Below are 20823 nucleotides of genomic sequence, written 5' to 3'. Positions count from 1 at the left end.
CAAACAGCGCGCCGGCTGCCAGCAGCGACAATGCTGTGGTCTCCCCAAGCCAGGCGCCTGTGGATAACGCACCGCCTGCGGCAACCTCTCCGGCGCCGGCTAATAGCGTGCCGGCTGCCAGCATGCCGACCGGTAATGCGGCGGTCAGCCAGCCGGCAGGCGATCCGAATGCGGTGGTGATGAACTTTAAAGCCGATTGCTGGCTGGAAGTGAGCGACGCAACCGGTAAAAAATTGTTCAGCGGTATGCAACGTAGTGGCGGTAAGTTGAGTCTTTCCGGTACGGCTCCGTATCGTCTGAAAATTGGTGCACCGGGTGCGGTCGAGGTGCAATATCAGAATCAGCCCGTTGATTTAAGTCGTTTTATCCGTAATAACCAGGTTGCCCGTCTGACGCTGGGTGCGCAATAACGCGCAGCGCGCTTTCCGGGTAATTGTGGAGAGAGAATATGCATAACGAAGCACCCATTATCCGTCGCAAATCAACACGGATTTACGTCGGCAAGGTGCCAGTGGGCGATGGCGCGCCTATCGCCGTTCAGTCAATGACGAACACCCGCACCACCGACGTTGCTGCCACGGTCAATCAGATTCGTGCGCTGGAGCGTGTCGGGGTCGATATCGTGCGCGTCTCCGTGCCGACGATGGATGCGGCCGAAGCCTTCAAACTGATTAAGCAACAGGTCAACGTGCCGCTGGTCGCGGACATTCACTTTGACTATCGCATCGCCCTGAAAGTGGCGGAGTACGGCGTCGATTGCCTGCGCATCAACCCGGGCAACATCGGCAACAACGAACGTATTCGTCAGGTGGTGGATTGCGCCCGCGACTACAACATCCCTATTCGTATCGGTGTTAACGCCGGTTCGCTGGAAAAAGATCTGCAGGAGAAGTACGGTGAGCCTACGCCGCAGGCGCTGCTCGAATCTGCGATGCGCCACGTCGATCACCTGGATCGCCTCAACTTCAATCAGTTCAAAGTAAGCGTGAAAGCCTCTGACGTCTTCCTTGCGGTCGAATCTTACCGTCTGCTGGCGAAAGCGATCGATCAGCCGTTGCATCTGGGGATCACCGAAGCCGGTGGCGCTCGTGCCGGCGCGGTGAAATCAGCGATTGGCCTTGGCCTGCTGCTGGCAGAGGGTATCGGCGATACGCTGCGTATCTCGCTGGCGGCCGATCCGGTGGAAGAGGTGAAGGTCGGCTACGACATCCTCAAATCACTGCGCATTCGTTCACGCGGCATCAACTTCATCGCCTGCCCAACCTGTTCACGTCAGGAGTTTGATGTGATCGGTACGGTGAATGCGCTGGAGGAGCGCCTGGAAGATATCATCACCCCGATGGATGTCTCGATCATCGGCTGTGTGGTGAACGGTCCGGGTGAAGCTACTGTCTCCACGCTGGGTGTGACCGGCGGCAATAAAAAAAGCGGCTTCTATGAAGATGGCGTACGCCAGCGCGATCGTCTGGATAACAACGACATGATCGATCAGCTGGAAGCCCGTATCCGTGCCAAAGCCACCATGCTGGACGAAAGCCGCCGCATCAGCGTGCAGCAGCTGGAAAAATAAGGGAAGGTGCGCGCCCGCCGCGTGCCAGTTTGTGATTGAACCTGTGCGGTTTCATCCTCATAAGGTATGATGCCGGACAGGTTTTTTTGTATTAAGAGATTCTAACGTGGCGAAGAATATTCAAGCGATTCGCGGGATGAACGATTACCTGCCTGCGGATACCGCGATTTGGCAGCGTATTGAAGGCACGCTCAAGCAAGTGCTGGCCAGCTATGGTTACAGTGAAATCCGTCTGCCCATCGTTGAGCACACCCCGTTGTTCAGCCGCGCTATTGGTGAAGTCACCGACGTGGTTGAGAAAGAGATGTACACCTTTGAGGACCGCAACGGCGAAAGCCTGACGCTGCGTCCGGAAGGCACCGCAGGCTGCGTACGCGCCGGTATCGAGCACGGCCTGCTGTACAATCAGGAGCAACGCTTGTGGTACGTCGGCCCGATGTTCCGCTACGAGCGCCCGCAGAAGGGGCGCTATCGTCAGTTCCATCAGATGGGTGTGGAAGTGTTTGGTTTGCAGGGTCCGGACGTTGACGCTGAGCTGATCATGATGACCGCCCGCTGGTGGCGAGCGCTGGGTATTGCCGACCACGTTGAACTGGAACTGAACTCAATTGGCTCACTGGATGCGCGCGCTAACTACCGCAACGCACTGGTCGCGTTCCTTGAACAGCACAAAGAGGTGCTGGACGAAGACTGCAAACGCCGCATGTACACCAACCCGCTGCGCGTGCTCGACAGCAAAAATCCGGATATCCAGACGCTGCTGAACGATGCCCCTACGCTGGGCGAGTTCCTCGATGAAGAGTCGCGTGAGCACTTCAGCGGCCTGTGCGCACTGCTGGATGACGCCGGCATCAAGTACCGTATCAACCAGCGCCTGGTGCGCGGCCTCGACTACTACAACCGTACCGTATTTGAATGGGTGACCAGCAGCCTCGGCTCGCAGGGCACGGTGTGTGGCGGCGGTCGCTATGATGGTCTGGTCGAGCAGCTGGGCGGACGCGCTACGCCGGCCGTAGGTTTTGCCATGGGCCTGGAGCGTCTGGTGCTGCTGGTGCAGGCGGTAAATCCGGAATTTGAACCGACGCGCATTGTTGATGTCTATGTTATCGCTTCGGGGCAGGGCGTACAGTCCGCCGCGATGCAACTGGCGGAAAAACTGCGTGATGCCGATCCAGCGCTGAAGCTGATGACCAACTTCGGTGGCGGCAACTTTAAGAAGCAGTTTGCCCGTGCAGACAAGTGGGGCGCACGCATTGCGCTGGTGCTGGGCGAAGACGAAGTGAAAGCGGGCCAGGTGGTGATTAAAGACCTGCGCACGGGCGATCAGCAGACGCTGGCTCAGAGCGACGCCGCCGCAACGCTGCGCACGCTGCTGCAGTAAACGCAGCACTGCAACAGCCATATTAAGGAGAGGGATTGCGTGGAAGTTTACAGCAACGAGAATGAACAGGTTGACGCACTGCGTAGCTTCTTTGCCAATAACGGCAAAGCGCTGGCAGTGGGTGTGATTGCCGGAATTGTGGCACTGGGCGGCTGGCGTTTCTGGTCCAGCCATCAGGAGAGCACGGATAAAGCCGCATCGGCGCAGTATCAGCAGCTGACCAGCGCGATGCAGGCTGATAAGCCGCAGACGCTGGAAGCGGTCGCTAACTTCGTCAGCGAAAACAGCAACACCTACGGTGCGCTGGCTTCCCTTGATCTGGCAAAACAGTACGTTGCCGCCAATCAGTTAGATAAAGCCATTACGCTGTTACAAAACGGCTTAAAAGACACCAAAGATGCCAATCTGCAGGCGGTGATTAACCTGCGTCTGGCACGCATTCAGCTGCAGCAAAATCAGGCCGATGCCGCCTTAACCACGCTGAACAGTGTGAAGGGTGAAGGCTGGACAGCCATCGTGGCGGATATCCGCGGTGAAGCACTGCTGAGCAAAGGCGATAAGCAGGGCGCACGTGATGCCTGGAGCAAAGGTGCTGAGTCGCAGGCTTCGCCTGCGCTGAAGCAGATGCTGCAGATGAAGATGAATAATTTAAGTTAAGCCAGTCAAGAGAGCGCACATGGAATTACGTAAATACCTGCTGCCAGGGCTGATTTCAGTCACACTGCTCAGCGGTTGCTCGCTGTTCAGCGGCGAAGAAGATGTAGTGAAAATGGCCCCGCTGCCGAAGGTGGAAAACCAGTTTACGCCGGAAACCGCATGGAGCACCTCGGTCGGTGATGGCGTCGGTGATTTCTACTCTAACCTGCATCCGGCCTGGCAGGACGGCACCGTGTATGCCGCGGACCGCTTTGGTATTGTCAAAGCGCTGGATGCCAGCAACGGTAAAGAGAAGTGGAAAGTTGACCTCTCGGAAAAAACCGGCTTCTTCTCGAAGAATATCTCTGCGTTACTCTCTGGCGGCGTCACCGCAAACGGCGATCGCATCTATATCGGCAGCGAACGCGGCCAGATCTTTGCCCTGAACGCCAGTGATGGTGGCATTGCCTGGCAGACCAAAGTGGCCGGTGAGGCGCTGTCACGCCCGGTGGTCAGCGATGGTCTGGTTCTGGTGCACACCAGCAACGGGATGTTGCAGGGGCTGGATCAGAGCAGCGGCGCCATCAAATGGAGCGTAAACCTCGATATGCCTGCGCTGTCACTGCGCGGTGAATCTGCACCGGCCGTGGCGTTTGGTGGCGCAATTGTCGGGGGCGATAACGGTCGCGTCAGCGCGGTGATCATGAATCAGGGCCAGCTCATCTGGCAGCAGCGTATCTCCCAGCCGAGCGGGGCAACGGAGATCGATCGCCTGAATGATGTGGATACCACACCGGTTATTGTTAACGGTGTTGTCTACGCACTGGCCTATAACGGTAATCTGACGGCGCTGGATCTGCGTTCCGGTCAGATCCTGTGGAAACGTGAAATCGGCGGCGTGAAAGATCTGATCGTCGATGCCGGCCGCATCTATCTGGTGGATCAGGATGACCGCGTAATTGCGCTGAATGCGGACGGCGGTGTTGCGCTGTGGCGTCAGAGCGATCTGCTGCACCGCAACCTGACCGCACCTGTGCTGTTCAACGGTTATCTGGTGGTGGGCGACAGCGAAGGCTATCTGCACTGGATTAACACCCTGGATGGCCGTTTCGTGGCACAGCAGAAACTGGATAGTGATGGCTTCCAGACGGAGCCGGTAGTTGCCGGTGACAAGCTGCTGATCCAGGCGAAAGGCGGTGAGGTGTACGCGATTACCCGTTAAGGATATCGCTCTGCGGAAACCGCTTTTTCGCACGTAGATACGGCTCCTGATTCGTCAGGGGCCGTTCTGTTTTTAGTAAGGCGTGGTATTCTTAGCGCCTTCAGCCTGAAGCTTGCGGCAATTGTCGTTATAATCACGCGATTCGGGCGATTCATTTTTAAACTGAGGCAAGTGTTATGATACCTGTGGTCGCGCTGGTTGGGCGTCCCAATGTGGGGAAATCCACGCTGTTTAACCGCTTAACGCGTACTCGTGATGCGTTGGTGGCCGATTTCCCCGGACTGACTCGCGATCGCAAATATGGTCGCGCCGAAGTGGAAGGGCGCGAATTTATTGTTATCGATACCGGCGGTATTGATGGCACCGAGGAAGGCGTTGAGAACCGCATGGCGGAGCAGTCGCTGCTGGCGATTGAAGAGGCTGATGTGGTGCTGTTTCTGGTGGATGCCCGTGCGGGCGTGATGCCAGCCGATCAGCAGATTGCGAATCATCTGCGTTCCCGTGACAAAGCGACATTCCTCGTTGCCAACAAAACTGACGGTCTGGATCCTGACGCCGCGGTGCTGGATTTCTACGCGCTCGGTTTAGGTGAAATCCACCCGATTGCGGCATCGCACGGCCGTGGTGTCACCCAGCTGCTGGAAACGGCGCTGCTGCCGTGGATGGACGTTGTGGCGCCGCAGGAGCAGAGCGAAGAGGACGAGAACGAAGCCTACTGGGCGGCGTTAGCGGCGGAAGAGAACGGCGAAGCGCTGGAAGAAGAGGAAGAAGAGGCCTTCGACCCAACCGGTTTGCCGATTAAGCTGGCCATTGTCGGGCGTCCGAACGTGGGTAAATCCACGCTCACTAACCGCATCCTCGGCGAAGATCGCGTCGTGGTTTACGACATGCCAGGCACCACGCGTGACAGTATCTATATCCCGATGGAGCGCGACGATCGCGAGTACATCCTGATTGATACGGCGGGCGTACGTAAACGCGGTAAGATCACCGATACCGTTGAGAAATTCTCGGTAATCAAAACGCTGCAGGCGATTGAAGACGCGAACGTTGTGATGCTGGTGATTGATGCACGCGCCGGGATCTCTGATCAGGACCTGTCGCTGCTCGGCTTTATTCTCAACAGCGGACGCTCGCTGGTGATTGTGGTCAATAAGTGGGATGGCCTGTCGCAGGAGATCAAAGACGAAGTTAAAGAGACGCTTGATTTCCGTCTTGGCTTCATCGACTTTGCGCGCGTGCACTTTATCTCTGCGCTGCACGGCAGCGGTGTCGGCAATCTGTTTGAGTCGGTGACTGAAGCGTACGATTGCTCAACCAAACGTGTGAACACCTCCATGCTGACGCGCATCATGACCATGGCCGCTGAGGATCATCAGCCACCGCTGGTGCGTGGTCGCCGCGTGAAGCTGAAGTATGCGCACGCCGGTGGTTATAACCCACCTATCGTGGTGATTCACGGTAACCAGGTGAAAGATTTGCCGGACTCCTACAAGCGTTACCTGATGAACTACTTCCGCCGCTCGCTGAACGTTATGGGTACGCCGATTCGTATCCAGTTCAAAGAGGGTGATAACCCGTACGCGGGTAAACGTAACCTGCTGACGCCGACGCAGCAGCGTAAGCGTAAGCGCCTGCTGGCGCATCTGAAAAAGAACAAGCGTTAAGCACCATAAGGGCCCGAAAGGGCCCTTTTTTTTGCCTGATTATCGGCCCGCGTGCAACGTTCACGCCCGCCAGCTGGTGCCAAAATTCCGCGTTCAGGAAAAATGGACCGGGCCATTTCTGTGTTATTAAGCGCTTATCAGCAGGTTTGTAGCAAAAATGCTATTACTCAGTAACTCTCTCGTTATGGATGTTCACTTTTAATTGTACCAGGTGGTACAATCCTGCCGCCTTGTGCCGGGGACCAGGCTCACCTGCGGTGTGTCCTTGCTCACAAGCGCGGTATCACGGGCATAGGCCCCGTATCAACAGATCTAAAATAAAGCGTAACGGACTGATTCCAGCCTCTGCTTCTGCAGAAGAGCGTACCGGGCCCGCTGTAGCGGCCCGGCACCGGCGCGTTATTTTTTCAGGAGAGTGAGTGTTATGGCAGAAAATTCCGCTCGTCCCGGCAAGGGGTTGAGTATCTGGTCCGTGTTATTCGGACTGGTTGTGCTGGCGATCGGCCTGTTCTTTGCGATCGGCGGCGGCAAGCTGGTTGCGCTTGGCGGCAGCTGGTACTTCCTCATTGCAGGTATCGTGATGTTACTGTCGGCGGTGCAGTTCTTCCGCCGTAAATCCTCCGCCGTTACCCTGTTTATTTTGGTGTTCGCCGGTACGCTGATTTGGTCCCTGGTTGATGCGGGCTGGACGTTCTGGCCGCTGGTCTCGCGCCTGATGGTGCCGGCTGGCCTGATGCTGCTGGCCTTAATTACCTGGCCTGCGCTGCGCAAGCGCGAAGGAAAGAGCCCACTGGCGAAAATTTCATACGCCCTCTCTGCCGTCATTGCCGTTGGCATGGTGGTGACATTTGTGCAGATGTTCCAGCCGCATCCCACCGTGGCCTTCACCGGGAAACAGCTGCCGCTGATTCCGGTCGATAAAAGCAAACCGCAGCAGGACTGGAGCAGCTATGGCCGTACGCCGGAAGGCGATCGCTTTGCGGCTATCGATCAGATCACCCGGGATAACGTCAAAGATCTGCAGGTTGCCTGGACTTTCCACACCGGCGATACGCCTGTCAGCCCAACCGGTAACGGTGCGGAAGATCAGCAAACGCCGCTGCAGATTGGTAATACGCTCTATCTCTGTACGCCGCACAACAATGTGATTGCGGTGGAAGCGGATAGCGGCAAGCAGATCTGGAAGCGCGAAATCAATGCGCAGGCCGAAGTGTGGAACCGCTGCCGTGGTCTGGCGTACTTCGACGCCACTAAACCCATCCAGCAGCCCACGCAGCCGGGCTCAACGCCCGTGCCGGCACCGGTACTGGCAGCGAATGATAGCTGCCAGCGTCGTATCCTGATGAATACCATTGATGCGCGCCTGATTGCTATCAACGCAGACAACGGTGAGTTCTGTAAGAACTTTGGTGACAACGGGGTTGTTGACCTGAAGCAGGGGCTGGGCCACGCGCCTGATCCGCAGTATCAGCTGACCTCTGCACCCCAGGTTGCAGGCACCACGGTGGTGGTAGGCGGTCGCGTAGCGGATAACGTTCAGACCGATATGCCCGGCGGTGTGCTGCGTGGCTTTGATATTATCACCGGTAAAATGCGCTGGGCATTTGACCCGGGCAACGATGACCCTAACGCGGTGCTGATGCCGGGCAAAGATTATACCCGCAGCACGCCGAACTCCTGGGCGCCGCTCTCTTACGATCCGGCCATGAACACTGTGTTCTTGCCAATGGGCAGTTCATCCGTGGACCTGTGGGGTGCCAACCGTACCAAACTGGACCACAAATATGGTGCATCGATTCTTGCGCTGGATGCGACCACCGGTAAAGAGAAATGGGTGTACCAGACCGTTCATAACGATCTGTGGGACTTCGATCTGCCGATGCAGCCGAGCCTGGTTGATTTCCCGATGAAGGATGGCACCACCAAACCGGCCGTGGTGATTGGTGCGAAAACCGGCATGATTTGGGTGCTGGATCGCCTGACCGGCAAACCGCTGACCAAAGTGGAAGAGCAGCCAATGCCGCAGGGCCATATCCCTGACGAGCAGTACACTAAAACGCAGCCGCACTCGGTGGAGATGCCGAACATCGGCAATCAGACGCTGAAAGAGTCTGATATGTGGGGTGCCACGCCGTTTGACCAGCTGGCATGCCGCATCGCTTTTAAAGGGATGCGTTACGATGGCCTGTTCACGGTGCCGGATACGGATAAATCACTCAGCTTCCCGGGCTCGCTTGGCGGGATGAACTGGGGCAGCATCTCGTTCGATCCTAACAATCAGTACATGTTTGTGAACGATATGCGCCTTGGCCTGTGGGTGCAGATGATTCCGCAGGACACCAGCAAAGTTGCGCGTGGCAGCAACGGTGGTGAAGCGATCAACACCGGTATGGGTGCTGTACCGCTGAAAGGCACGCCGTACGCGGTGAACAAAAACCGCTTTATGTCGCCGCTGGGTATTCCGTGCCAGGCACCGCCGTTCGGCACGCTCTCCGCGATTGATATGAAGACGCGCCAGATTGTCTGGCAGGTGCCGGTTGGCACGGTGCAGGATACCGGTCCATTTGGCATCAAGATGCACGCGCAAATGCCTGTCGGTATGCCGACGCTGGGCGGCACGCTGGCCACGCAGGGCGGCCTGGTCTTCATCGCCGGTACGCAGGACTACTACCTGCGCGCGTTTGATAGCTCAACCGGTAAAGAGGTGTGGAAAGCACGCCTGCCGGTTGGCAGCCAGGGTGGCCCGATCAGCTACGTGTCGCCGAAGGATGGTAAGCAGTACATCCTGATCTCAGCGGGCGGGGCGCGTCAGTCACCGGACCGCGGCGACTACGTCATTGCGTATGCGCTGCCTGACAACAAGTAACCTGCAGTAGCATGAAGAAAGGCCGACAAAAATGTCGGCCTTTTTTATTTACCATCCGTGGCGCGGAACGTCCTGTAAGATATCTTACTCACTGCTGCTTTGAAGGGCGGCGGCTTTTTTGGCCTCCTTTCCTTCCAGCTTCCCTGGCTCTTTCAGGATCATTTCTGAAATTACCCCCGCTGACTTTGCCGCCAGCGCTGCCTGCTTCCCTGGCGCGCTCCGGGTCCTCTGCAAAGTTCCCGGCACCACCTCGTTGCTTTTTTTGTGTCATAGCAGAGACCTCATCTAAGGGTGTTTTCTTGGATATGGACTAGCTAGTCACGTTATTGATTATAGTCAGTAAGTTACGGTTCGCTGTGGGAGATCTCTGAGATATTTATTGCCCGTCACGCCACAAGGCTTGTAGCTCTGGCGGGGCGACCGTTTCCGGAATCAAAATCACAATCGAACCGGCCTCGCGATGCGTGGCATAGGTGATTTGAATACGGTAGTAGCGCTGGTCGCCGTGGCCCATCGTTGCGGCCTGCTCCTCCGGTTCGCCCAGCGGCAGCGCCTGCTCCAGAACATTACAGACGCGCTGCTTTTGCGGTTCCGGAAGCTGTGCCAGTGCAAAACGCCGTTCGCTGCGCAGCTTAGGGATAAACGCGATGCCGCCTTCACGGGCCAGTTCAATAATGGCGTCATCGGTCAGCTCAATATTCACTGCACACCTACCTGTTGCCAGGCGGACTGAATGGCATCCGCCACTGAGCGGTTAAAGCGTTTTTCCGCGTGCTGCACGGTGAAGCGGGCAAAGGTGCTGAAATCCGCATCCTGGGGCAGCTCTCTGTCGCACAGCGTGTCGTACCATGCCTGGCCGGCCAGCTCCCAGGCGAAGCCGCCCAGCGCTTTCGCCGCAAGATAAAAGGCCCGGTTTGGAATGCCGGAGTTGAGGTGGACGCCGCCGTTGTCTTCACGGGTATCAATGTAGTGATCCATATCCGCAGGCTGCGGATCTTTACCCAGCAGCGGGTCATCGTAAGCCGTACCCGGCGCAGACATCGAGCGCAGGCCGCTGCCGTTAATGCCTTTCGCCAACAGGCCCTCACCAATAATCCAGTCCGCCTGTTCGGCGCTCTGTTTCAGATGATACTGCTTCACCAGCGAGCCAAACACATCCGACATGGATTCGTTGAGAGCGCCCGCCTGCTGAAAATAGATCAGTCCGGCTTCGGTTTCCGTGACGCCGTGCGTCAGCTCATGCGCGACCACATCAATCGCAATAGTGAAGCGGTTAAAAATTTCGCCGTCGCCATCACCAAACACCATCTGCTGACCGTTCCAGAAGGCGTTCTGATACTCCTGACCGTAGTGCACGGTGCCGTCCAGCTTCAGCCCTTTGTTATCCAGCGAGTTGCGTTTGAACACCTTCCAGAAGAAATCATACGTGACGCCGAGATAGTTCCACGCCTCTTCAGCGGCGATGTCGCCGTTGCCGGGCTGGCCCTCCTCACGGATCAGCGTACCCGGCAGATTCTGGGTATTGCCTGCATCGTAGATAGCGCGCAGTACCGTGCCAGGCTGTGCCGTACCGGCCACGCTGGTGGTATGCGGATGCTCCGCCATCAGCTGCTGGACATGGGTGAGAGTGCGGCGCGCATAGTCCTGCTGTGCGCCGGAGCAGTTATCAATGATGTTACGCAGTATGTATGGAGGAATAACGCTGTAAGTCATGTCTGGCTCCCATTAACGATCCTGATGGAAGTATAGACCTGCGCTAAGCAGTGGGCGGTGCTTTGGCTGCGGAAGAGGGCGTGTTCAGCCCGGCGTCGCGGTTATGTAGCGGCGCCCCGTCACGCTTTACGGCGGCGCGCCTTCTGCGGCTGCAGCGCGGTGACTTCACTCTCAACCCAGCCATCATCCAGCCGGGTACGCAGCACATCACCTTTATGCAGCTGTTTGGTTTTTTTCACCACCTGGCCCTGATTATCGGTGGTCACGCTAAAACCACGCGCCAGCGTTGCCAGCGGACTGACGCCTTCCAGCTGGGCAGCCAGCTCGCCAAAGCGCTGACGATTATGGTTAAGCTGTTTCTCCATGCCCTGCTGCAATCGATAGTGCCACTGCTGCAGCTGCTGCTGCGTCCGCAGAATCCGGCCCTGCGGCTGGTGGCTATTCAGGCGCTGCACCAGTCGTTCCTGCTGACGGCTGGCGCTGCGCAGCCGCTGATCAACAGCTTCGCCGAGGCGGCGCTGCAGCTGGAACAGGGCCGTTTGCTGACGCGCCAGCCGCAGCTGCGGATGCTGCTGCTGCAGGCGGTGCTGCAGGCGGGTAAAACGGCGCTGTTGCTGCGCCACGTAGTAATCCATCGCCATCTCCATACGCTGCTGCTGCGACTGTAAACGGCGCAGCAGCTCGATCTGATTACGGCTCACCAGCTCGGCAGCAGCAGAGGGGGTAGGTGCACGCAGGTCGGCCACAAAATCGGCAATGGTAACGTCAGTTTCGTGGCCGACGGCGCTGACAATCGGCAGGCGGCTGGCAAAAATTGCCCGCGCCACGCGCTCGTCGTTAAAGCTCCACAAATCCTCCAGGGAGCCGCCGCCGCGCCCGACAATCAGCACATCGCACTCATTGCGCTGGTTGGCCAGTTCAATGGCACGCACAATGCCCGCCGGGGCATCCGCGCCCTGAACCGCAGTCGGGTAGATAACCACCGGCAGCGAGGGATCGCGACGGTGCAGCACGCGCAGCACATCGTGCAGCGCCGCGCCGGTGGCGGAGGTGATCACGCCGACCTGACGCGCCGGTTCCGGCAGCGGCTGTTTAAACTGTTGCTCAAACAGGCCCTCTGCTGCCAGCCTGGTTTTCAGCTGTTCAAACTGCTGCTGCAGCAGGCCTTCACCGGCCGGATGCATGCTTTCAATAATCAGCTGATAGTCACCGCGTGGCTCATACAGGGTAACGCTGGCCCGGACCAGCACCTGCTGACCGTGCTGCGGACGAAAGCTAACGCGACGATTACTGTTACGGAACATGGCGCAGCGTACCTGGGCACCATCATCCTTGAGGGTGAAGTACCAGTGGCCGGAAGCGGGCTGGGTAAAATTCGAAATCTCAGCGCTGAGCCAGACCAGGCCCATCTCATTTTCCAGCAGCTGGCGCACCGTCGTGTTCAGACGGCTGACGGTAAAAATATTGGCGGTTGGCGGTAGCGACATGTGATGAGGATCAAATTTTAAATCAGAGGGTTAATTAATCGATACTACATGGCTGCCCCGGAGGATCAAGCAGTTTTCCTAAAAAACAGTGGAGGCAATCGATTTCGGCCTGTATAATGCCGCGGCAATATTTTATCTGTTTTCAACGCCCCCAGGTGGAGATATTGCAATGTTAAGAATCGCGAAAGAAGCCCTCACATTTGACGACGTCCTGCTCGTTCCCGCTCACTCCACTGTACTTCCTAACACGGCTGACCTCAGCACCCAGCTGACCAAAAACATCCGACTCAACATCCCAATGCTCTCTGCGGCAATGGACACCGTTACCGAAGCGGGTCTGGCTATTGCTCTGGCGCAGGAGGGTGGTCTGGGCTTTATCCATAAAAATATGTCGATTGAGCGCCAGGCGGATGAAGTTCGCAAAGTGAAAAAACACGAAAGCGGCGTGGTCTCTGAACCACAAACCGTGCTGCCAACTACCTCGCTGGCAGAAGTGAAAGCGCTGACCGAACGCAACGGTTTCGCCGGTTACCCGGTGGTAAACGCTAACAATGAGCTGGTGGGTATTATTACCGGTCGTGATGTGCGTTTCGTTACCGATCTGACGCAGCCGGTGACCGCCGTGATGACGCCGAAAGAGCGTCTGGTGACGGTGAAAGAGGGTGAAGCGCGTGACGTCGTACTGCAGAAAATGCACGAAAAGCGCGTTGAGAAAGCGCTGGTCGTGGATGACAGCTTCCACCTGCTGGGCATGATCACCGTTAAAGACTTCCAGAAAGCTGAACGTAAGCCGAACGCCTGTAAAGATGCGCAGGGCCGTCTGCGCGTAGGTGCAGCCGTCGGCGCGGGCGCGGGCAACGAAGAGCGCGTTGATGCACTGGTGGCTGCCGGCGTTGATGTCCTGCTGATCGACTCTTCCCACGGTCACTCTGAAGGCGTACTGCAGCGTATTCGCGAAACTCGCGCCAAATACCCGGATCTGGAGATCATCGGTGGCAACGTTGCGACCGGTGCTGGCGCACTGGCGCTGGCGAATGCCGGCGTGAGCGCGGTGAAAGTGGGTATCGGCCCGGGTTCAATCTGTACCACGCGTATCGTAACCGGCGTCGGCGTACCGCAGATCACCGCCGTTTCAGACGCGGTTGAAGCGCTGGAAGGGACCGGTATTCCGGTTATCGCAGACGGCGGCATTCGTTTCTCTGGTGACATCGCCAAAGCTATCGCGGCTGGCGCCTCCGCCGTTATGGTCGGTTCAATGCTGGCCGGTACCGAAGAGTCCCCGGGTGAAATCGAACTCTATCAGGGCCGTGCGTTTAAATCCTACCGTGGCATGGGCTCACTCGGCGCAATGTCTAAAGGCTCGTCTGACCGTTACTTCCAGAGCGATAACGCAGCAGACAAGCTGGTGCCGGAAGGTATCGAAGGCCGCGTTGCCTATAAAGGCCGCCTGAAAGAGATCGTTCACCAGCAGATGGGTGGCCTGCGCTCCTGCATGGGTCTGACCGGTTGCCCGACCATCGACGATCTGCGCACCAAAGCGGAGTTTGTCCGCATCAGCGGCGCGGGCATCAACGAGAGCCACGTGCACGATGTGACCATCACTAAAGAGTCACCAAACTACCGCATGGGTTCATAATCCCGTAAGATTTCCCGCCCGGCACCCGCCGGGCGCTTTTATTATTAAGTCCATCCCAATGGAAACGCCTCAATGACGACTGAAAATATTCATAAACATCGTATTTTGATCCTCGATTTTGGTTCTCAGTATACGCAGCTGGTCGCGCGCCGCGTGCGTGAGCTGGGCGTCTACTGCGAACTCTGGGCGTGGGATGTCACCGAAGAGCAAATCCGCGGGTTCAACCCGAACGGCATCATTCTGTCCGGCGGACCGGAGAGCACTACCGAGCTGAATAGCCCGCGTGCGCCGGAGTACGTGTTTAACGCTGGCGTGCCTGTGCTGGGCGTGTGCTATGGCATGCAGACCATGGCGATGCAGCTGGGCGGCAAGGTTGAAGGCTCGAACGAGCGTGAGTTTGGTTACGCGCAGGTAGAAGTGACAACCCAGAGCGCGCTGGTGCGTGATATTGAAGATGCCATCAGCGCGGCAGGTAAACCGCTGCTCGACGTATGGATGAGCCACGGTGATAAGGTTACCGCGATCCCGACCGGTTTTGTCACCGTCGCCAGCACCGAGACCTGTCCGTTTGCCATCATGGCCAACGAAGAGAAAAAGTTCTACGGCGTGCAGTTCCATCCGGAAGTGACGCACACCCGTCAGGGCCTGCGCATGCTGGAGCGCTTTATCCGTGACATCTGCGGCTGTGAAGCGCTGTGGACGCCGGCCAAAATCATTGAAGATGCGGTAGAGCGTATTCGTCAGCAGGTCGGCAACGATAAAGTGATTCTGGGCCTGTCCGGTGGCGTTGACTCCTCTGTGACCGCAATGCTGCTGCACCGCGCAATTGGTGAACGTCTCACCTGCGTGTTCGTGGATAACGGTCTGCTGCGTCTTAACGAAGCAGAGCAGGTGATGGACATGTTCGGTGATCACTTCGGTCTGAACATTGTGCATGTACCGGCCGAAGCGCGTTTCCTTGATGCGCTGGCAGGCGAGAACGATCCGGAAGCCAAACGTAAAATCATTGGCCGTGTATTCGTTGAAGTGTTCGACGAAGAGGCGCTGCGTCTGGAAGACGTTAAGTGGCTGGCGCAGGGCACTATCTATCCTGACGTGATTGAGTCGGCGGCCTCGGCTACCGGCAAAGCGCATGTGATCAAATCGCACCACAATGTGGGCGGTCTGCCGAAAGAGATGAAGATGGGCCTGGTCGAGCCGCTGAAAGAGCTGTTCAAAGATGAAGTACGTAAAATTGGTCTGGAGCTTGGCCTGCCGTACGACATGCTCTACCGCCATCCGTTCCCGGGCCCGGGTCTGGGCGTACGCGTGCTGGGCGAAGTGAAGAAAGAGTACTGCGATCTGCTGCGCCGTGCCGACGCGATCTTTATTGAAGAGCTGCGCAAAGCGGATCTCTACAACAAAGTCAGCCAGGCCTTCACCGTCTTCCTGCCAGTCCGTTCCGTTGGCGTGATGGGCGATGGTCGTAAATACGACTGGGTTGTTTCACTGCGCGCCGTTGAAACCATCGACTTCATGACCGCGCACTGGGCGCACCTGCCGTATGACTTCCTCGGCCGTGTCTCCAACCGCATTATCAATGAAGTAAACGGTATTTCGCGTGTGGTTTATGATATCTCAGGTAAGCCACCTGCGACGATTGAGTGGGAATGATTCCCCCGTCAGGCAATAATATCGGGCCCGCTATTTAGCGGGCTTTTTTATGGGGCGCTGTCGATGTGGCGCCGGGTGTGATAAATAAACGGACGTAAACGGCTCTGTTACAGGAGAAGCCATGCGGCGGAGTTTCAGAACAGCGGAAAAGCACGTCACGAACAGGCGCAGCCTGTCGCTGGCCTCCTTACTGATACGTTACGCGCTAATGCTGGCCGGTATCGCATTTATCGCTTTTTTACCGCTGATATGCGCGCTGGGCGCGGGGACTGTCGCCAGCATGGCGGGTTGCCAGCTTGATGAGGGCAGCGTGCATGCCTGCTATATCCTGGGCGAAGATCGCGGCCCTTTACTGTATGAAATGGGCGTGCTGGGCTGGTTTATTTTGATGAGCTTTCCTGCAGGGATCTTACTGCTAATATGTTGGGCAATAGCGTTAATTGCGCAGCTCTATCAATATTACAGGATTCAATAATATTTGGTTGGTTTAAGAGGGGCTTTTTTCCAGCGATTTACCAGCCATTCAAATTCCTGATAGATCGTTTCGGAATTTACTTTTTCCCGAATAGCTCTGATAAAGGTTCTGCTATATCCCAGGTTTCAATAACCGTTGTGTAAGATGTACTCTTTATCATCTTCTCATAATAAATACCCTCTTTTATACTGATCGCTACACGCTCATAGAAATTGAGAATGTATTGGAACTTGCGGCGTTCAGCAACATCTTCATCGGTGACAAACGTGTTGAGTGGTGGGAATACATATGAGCGAAAGGATTTACCGGATTGATGAGTCAGACGTAAAACATAAAGCGCATCTCTGTACTCTTTATCTGTGCGGCTCTCAAACAGAAAATGCGCGGTTAAAGTTTTACGTGCAGTGCGCAAATTATAGATAATGGTAACGACAGCAACCACGACGCCAGAAAATACGATGATATTACTGATAGCCTGCCATGCCACAGAATGCATAAACACTCTCCCTGATTATTAAAAAAGGTGAGTCTTCCAGACTCACCGCATCCTTTTATCGCGTTAATTCAGAAACCATCATACTCATCCAGTTGCATCACGCTCTCCTGTTAATTACGTTCTGGTTCGGCTGTTAAGCTTTGATGGATTCTACGCTGCCGATGCTTATTTACAAGTCGCCTGTTTGACTTCGGAGATAAAGCTTTTTTATTGTGCGGCATAAATTCAGCTTATTTTAATCTTACCTGTAACACGTTTCATTTAATTGTTTTTCACCTCACAAATCTCTACGCAAAATCCCAGAAAAGCTTCCACCGCCGCAGGCGCCAGGCGACGCGAAGGGCGAGTGATATAGAGCGGATAGGTCTCATCGGGCCACTCCGGGAACAGCTCCACCAGCTCACCGCTCGCCAGCAGATGCGCCACGCTCAGCGCCAGCACCTGTGCGATGCCGACACCGCCGACACAGGCCTGCACCATCAGATCGGGATCGGTGGTGGTCATCGAACCGTAAGTCTCTACGGTCAGCGTCTGCTGACCACGATGGAACTCCCATGTAAAAGGTTTATTGCTGCGCGGATCGATGTACTGCAGGCAGTTGTGCTCGCTCAGCGCCTGCGGCTGTGCCGGGCGGCCAAAACGCGCCAGATAAGCCGGGGAGGCCACCGTCAAAACGCGCGTTTTTAGCAACAAGCGGGATGTCATGGTTGAGGGCGGTTGCGGGCCAAAACGTACCGCGATATCAATCCCTTCCGCCACCAGATCGCCCACATCAGGCTGCTGCAAAATGGTTAAATCAAGATGTGGATAGCGCTCACGCAGCAGCGGCAGATTTTGCGCCAGCACATAGCGGGAAAACAGCGGATTAAGGCTGACCCGCAATGTACCGCGTACCGTTACCGCCGCACCGGAGACGTAATTGGCTGCTTCCTCAATGCCTTCCAGATGGGGCGCAGCGCGCTCATAAAGGTTCGCGCCCTCGCTGGTGAGATGCAGCGTACGCGTGGTGCGATCCAGCAAACGTACCCCAAGCCGCTGCTCCAGGCGGGAAATAGAGCGACTCACGCCTGAAGCGGATAACCCCAATACCTCACCCGCACGGCTAAAACTTCCGGCTTCTACTACCGCCGCCAGCACGCTCATACCGGATAACAATCGGCCATCAAAAGGCATAAACCGACTCCATTGTTGATTTTAAGCAAAGATGATTTGCCTGAGCCTACCTTTATCAAAAATACGCTGCAACTTATTGTGTGCCCCGTAGCGAAACCGGCCAGAAGGGCCGGACACTTATTCCTGTTGAGGAGCACTTCATGACTGTACAGCGCACGTTATTTAAAGGTGGCATCGTCCTGACGCTGGACGACGCCGTGCCCAATCTCAGCTGCGGCGATGTTCTGGTAGAGGGCGATCGCATTGCCGCCGTGGGCGAAAATCTGCTGGCAGACAATGCGCAGGTTATTGATGCTCAGGGCCACATCGTGATGCCGGGGCTGGTGGATGCACATCGTCACATGTGGCTGGGCGTGATGCGCCGCCTGATGCCGGACGTCGATGACCTGTTTGCCTATATTGATGTCGTGGCTGAGACGCTGGGCGCACACTACCGTCCGCTGGATATGTACCTCAGCACCAAACTGACGGCGATTGCGGCACTGGATGCGGGTATCACCACAGTGATCGATGCCTGCCACAGTTCGCGCAGCCCGGCACATACCGATGCGGCGCTGGATGCGCTACAGGAGAGCGGTATTCGCGCCTTGCATATGGTCGGTGCTGCGATGGACAAACAGGCATCATGCAGCCATCTGCCTGGCGATCTGGCGCGTCTGGCTAAACAGTGGAACCACGCCAATAGCCGGGTACAGGTGGGGCTGTTTGGTCAGCTCAACCTGGCGTGGTGGCGCGTGGCGCGCGAACTGGATATGCGTATCCTGACCGAGTTCATTGGCGATCTGGCAACGTTACCGGAAGCGTTTGCTGAACCCGGTGTGCTGGGCTCGCACAATATCTTCAACCACTGCACGCGGATACCGCAGGAGACCTGGCAACTGCTGGCGAAGGCGGGCGTGAATATCACGGTCAACCCGCGCTCTGATGCGCTGTTTGGTTTTGATGACGACACCTTTGCCTGGCAGCAGGCGGTTGACCACGGCTTGACGCCGGCGCTGGGTGTCGATCTGGATACCGCTTTCGGCAGCGATATGTTTGGCGAAATGCAGGCGCTGTTTAACCAGCAGCGCGCCGCAATGCGCTATCGCCGTTTCCGCGGTGAAAGCGATGTGGCGGCTCCCGTCAGCGTGCAAGCGGTACTGCAGGCGGCCACGGTGAACGGTGCGCGCGCTGCCGGTCTGGCGGATCAGGTGGGTACGCTGACGCCGGGCAAGCAGGCGGACATTATCATGCTGCGCACCCGCGGCGCCGGCGTCTTTCCACTCACCAGCGTGACCGGCACCGTGGTACAGGCGATTGAGCGTGCGGATGTGGATACCGTGATGGTGGCCGGTCAGTTGCGTAAGCGCCAGGGACAACTGCTGGGCGTTAATCTTGACCAACTGCATAACGAAATCACCGCCTCGCGTGATTATCTCTTCGGGGCCAGCGGTTACCACACCGGGCTGTTCGCCTGACAACCGCGCACGGTCCGATGTCGGGCCGTGCGATTCTCACCTGTCTTAATGGGAGCTGCTATGTCTGCTTTTAGCGCGCAGGCTCAGGCTGCGCATTTGTCTCGCCCGGCAAGCGGTGTTATCGCCGCGCTGTTTTGTGGCTATCTGGCCGTAGGATTGCCGCTGCCGGTGATGCCGCTGTTTATCCACCAGCAGCTGGGGTTCAGCAATGTCATCGTCGGCCTGGTTATCGGTATCCAGTTTGTCGCCACCGTATTCACCCGCGGCTATGCCGGGCAACTCACCGATCGCTTTGGCGGTAAACGCGTGGCGTTACAGGGTGCGGCGGTGAGCACACTGGCCGCCTTGCTCTATCTGATTGCCGCCCTGCCAGACTTCACGTCGCTAACCCGCCTGACGCTTATCATCACTGGGCGGCTGATGGCCGGATTAGGTGAAAGCCAGTTCGTCACCGGTTGCGTTGCCTGGTCAATTGCCTCAGTTGGGCCGCAGCGGGCGGGGATCTCCATGTCCTGGACCGGCATAGCGATGTTTGCTGCATTATCGATTGGCGCACCGATCGGCATGGTGCTCTATCAGCACGCTGGCCTGGCGGCCGCAATGATCGCCTGTCTTGTCGCGCCGCTGCTGGCTGCGCTGATTGCGGTCAACGCTACCCGTTATGTCTCACCGGGCGGCGTGCGTCTGCCCTTTTATCGCGTGGTAGGGCGAATCTGGCGGGAAGGCGGCGGGTTGATGCTACAGGGCGTAGGGCTCTCCGGCCTGACGGCGTTTGCTTCGCTCTATTTCGCCGCGCACCACTGGGGTAACGCAGGCTGGGTGATGACGGCATTTGGCATTGGCTTTATTGCGGTGCGCCTGTGCTTTGGACATCTGCCGGATCGCATCGGCGGCTACCGGGTGGCCGCCTGTTCACTCGGCATCGAAGCGTTAGGCCAGATACTGCTGTGGAGCGCGCCGGGGCAGACGCTGGCGCTGAGCGGCGCGCTGATTACCGGACTGGGGTGCGCGCTGATTTTCCCGGCGCTGGGCGTTGAGGCACTAAAACGCGTGCCGCCGGCAAACCGTGGCAGCGCTATGGGCGCTTTCGTGGCGTTTCTCGATATCGCCTACGGCGTTTCGGGACCGCTTGCCGGGGTTATCGCCGGTCACTTTGGCTATGCCGCCGTGTATCTGACGGGCGCGATCTGTGCGCTGGTGGGCGTGTTGCTGGCGCTAACGTCACGTCCGGTTACGCTCAATCAATAAGGAGAACAGCATGTCACGCATTTTTATTACGGGTTCATCCACCGGCCTGGGGTTAATGGCCGCAGAGCTGCTGGTGGAGCAGGGGCATAGCGTGGTGCTGCATGCGCGCAACGCGGCCCGCGCCGCGGCGGCACAGCGTGCGC

General features: G+C 57.2%; 18 protein-coding genes and 1 pseudogene. 13 read left to right on the top strand and 6 right to left on the bottom strand.

The annotated features are described in order from the left end of the window. The 7 genes from HA48_RS19465 to HA48_RS19435 all read left to right on the top strand — a co-directional run. On the top strand, positions 1-410 hold a 410-nt coding region (locus tag HA48_RS19465; RefSeq protein ID WP_128602779.1), incomplete at its 5' end, for a RodZ domain-containing protein. Between the two features lie 38 nt (positions 411-448). Further along, positions 449-1570: a flavodoxin-dependent (E)-4-hydroxy-3-methylbut-2-enyl-diphosphate synthase gene (gene ispG / locus HA48_RS19460; protein ID WP_128602778.1), complete on the top strand. Its 1122-nt coding sequence runs from the start codon at positions 449-451 to the stop codon at positions 1568-1570. Positions 1571-1676: 106 nt separating this feature from the next. After that, entirely contained in the window at positions 1677-2951 is a 1275-nt protein-coding gene (gene hisS, locus HA48_RS19455; protein ID WP_128602777.1) for a histidine--tRNA ligase, read from the top strand. Between the two features lie 39 nt (positions 2952-2990). Beyond that, a complete protein-coding gene (locus tag HA48_RS19450) occupies positions 2991-3608 on the top strand; it encodes a YfgM family protein (protein WP_128602776.1) in 618 nt (205 codons plus the stop codon). A 19-nt stretch (positions 3609-3627) separates the two neighbouring features. After that, complete coding sequence (gene bamB / locus HA48_RS19445) at positions 3628-4809, top strand: outer membrane protein assembly factor BamB (protein WP_128602775.1); 1182 nt, start codon at positions 3628-3630, stop codon at positions 4807-4809. A 176-nt stretch (positions 4810-4985) separates the two neighbouring features. Continuing rightward, positions 4986-6476: a ribosome biogenesis GTPase Der gene (der, locus tag HA48_RS19440; protein ID WP_128602774.1), complete on the top strand. Its 1491-nt coding sequence runs from the start codon at positions 4986-4988 to the stop codon at positions 6474-6476. A 424-nt stretch (positions 6477-6900) separates the two neighbouring features. Next, complete coding sequence (locus HA48_RS19435; RefSeq protein WP_128602773.1) at positions 6901-9342, top strand: glucose/quinate/shikimate family membrane-bound PQQ-dependent dehydrogenase; 2442 nt, start codon at positions 6901-6903, stop codon at positions 9340-9342. Positions 9343-9430: 88 nt separating this feature from the next. On the opposite strand, the gene HA48_RS19430 is transcribed toward HA48_RS19435, so the two are convergent. The 4 genes from HA48_RS19430 to xseA all read right to left on the bottom strand — a co-directional run bounded on the left by HA48_RS19430 (position 9431) and on the right by xseA (position 12542). Next, positions 9431-9613 (bottom strand): con-10 family general stress protein, encoded by a 183-nt coding sequence (locus HA48_RS19430; RefSeq protein ID WP_045814915.1) that lies wholly within the window; start codon positions 9611-9613, stop codon positions 9431-9433. A 105-nt stretch (positions 9614-9718) separates the two neighbouring features. After that, positions 9719-10045 (bottom strand): protealysin inhibitor emfourin, encoded by a 327-nt coding sequence (locus HA48_RS19425; RefSeq protein WP_128602772.1) that lies wholly within the window; start codon positions 10043-10045, stop codon positions 9719-9721. Beyond that, complete coding sequence (locus tag HA48_RS19420; RefSeq protein WP_128602771.1) at positions 10042-11055, bottom strand: M4 family metallopeptidase; 1014 nt, start codon at positions 11053-11055, stop codon at positions 10042-10044. Before HA48_RS19420 ends, HA48_RS19425 begins: the two co-directional genes overlap by 4 nt. A gap of 119 nt (positions 11056-11174) precedes the next feature. After that, positions 11175-12542: an exodeoxyribonuclease VII large subunit gene (gene xseA / locus HA48_RS19415; protein WP_128602770.1), complete on the bottom strand. Its 1368-nt coding sequence runs from the start codon at positions 12540-12542 to the stop codon at positions 11175-11177. A gap of 169 nt (positions 12543-12711) precedes the next feature. Between xseA and guaB the strand changes: the two genes are divergently transcribed. From guaB to HA48_RS19400, 3 genes are all read left to right on the top strand, one after another. Next, a complete protein-coding gene (gene guaB / locus HA48_RS19410) occupies positions 12712-14178 on the top strand; it encodes an IMP dehydrogenase (protein WP_128602769.1) in 1467 nt (488 codons plus the stop codon). A gap of 72 nt (positions 14179-14250) precedes the next feature. After that, a complete protein-coding gene (gene guaA, locus HA48_RS19405; RefSeq protein WP_128602768.1) occupies positions 14251-15831 on the top strand; it encodes a glutamine-hydrolyzing GMP synthase in 1581 nt (526 codons plus the stop codon). A gap of 121 nt (positions 15832-15952) precedes the next feature. Beyond that, positions 15953-16306: a hypothetical protein gene (locus HA48_RS19400; RefSeq protein WP_208613157.1), complete on the top strand. Its 354-nt coding sequence runs from the start codon at positions 15953-15955 to the stop codon at positions 16304-16306. On the opposite strand, the pseudogene HA48_RS19395 reads toward HA48_RS19400, so the two are convergent. After that, positions 16300-16802, bottom strand: a pseudogene (locus HA48_RS19395) (DUF4760 domain-containing protein). The gene HA48_RS19400 and the pseudogene HA48_RS19395 overlap by 7 nt on opposite strands. Before the next feature lie 261 nt (positions 16803-17063). Then, the gene (locus HA48_RS19390; protein WP_128602767.1) at positions 17064-17975 is read right to left on the bottom strand and encodes a LysR family transcriptional regulator; all 912 of its coding nucleotides are present in this window, start codon (positions 17973-17975) and stop codon (positions 17064-17066) included. Between the two features lie 140 nt (positions 17976-18115). Here HA48_RS19390 and HA48_RS19385 point away from each other — a divergent pair, with 140 nt between their 5' ends. The 3 genes from HA48_RS19385 to HA48_RS19375 all read left to right on the top strand — a co-directional run. Further along, entirely contained in the window at positions 18116-19432 is a 1317-nt protein-coding gene (locus HA48_RS19385; protein WP_128602766.1) for an amidohydrolase family protein, read from the top strand. Between the two features lie 60 nt (positions 19433-19492). Next, a complete protein-coding gene (locus tag HA48_RS19380; protein ID WP_128602765.1) occupies positions 19493-20680 on the top strand; it encodes an arabinose transporter in 1188 nt (395 codons plus the stop codon). Positions 20681-20690: 10 nt separating this feature from the next. After that, positions 20691-20823: SDR family NAD(P)-dependent oxidoreductase (locus tag HA48_RS19375; protein ID WP_128602764.1), on the top strand; the 133-nt coding region annotated here is incomplete at its 3' end.

The organism is Pantoea wallisii, from assembly GCF_002095485.1.
Classification (GTDB): Bacteria; Pseudomonadota; Gammaproteobacteria; order Enterobacterales; family Enterobacteriaceae; genus Pantoea; species Pantoea wallisii.
Note: the sequence above shows the minus strand (reverse complement) of the source record. Positions and strands in the feature narration are given on the sequence as shown.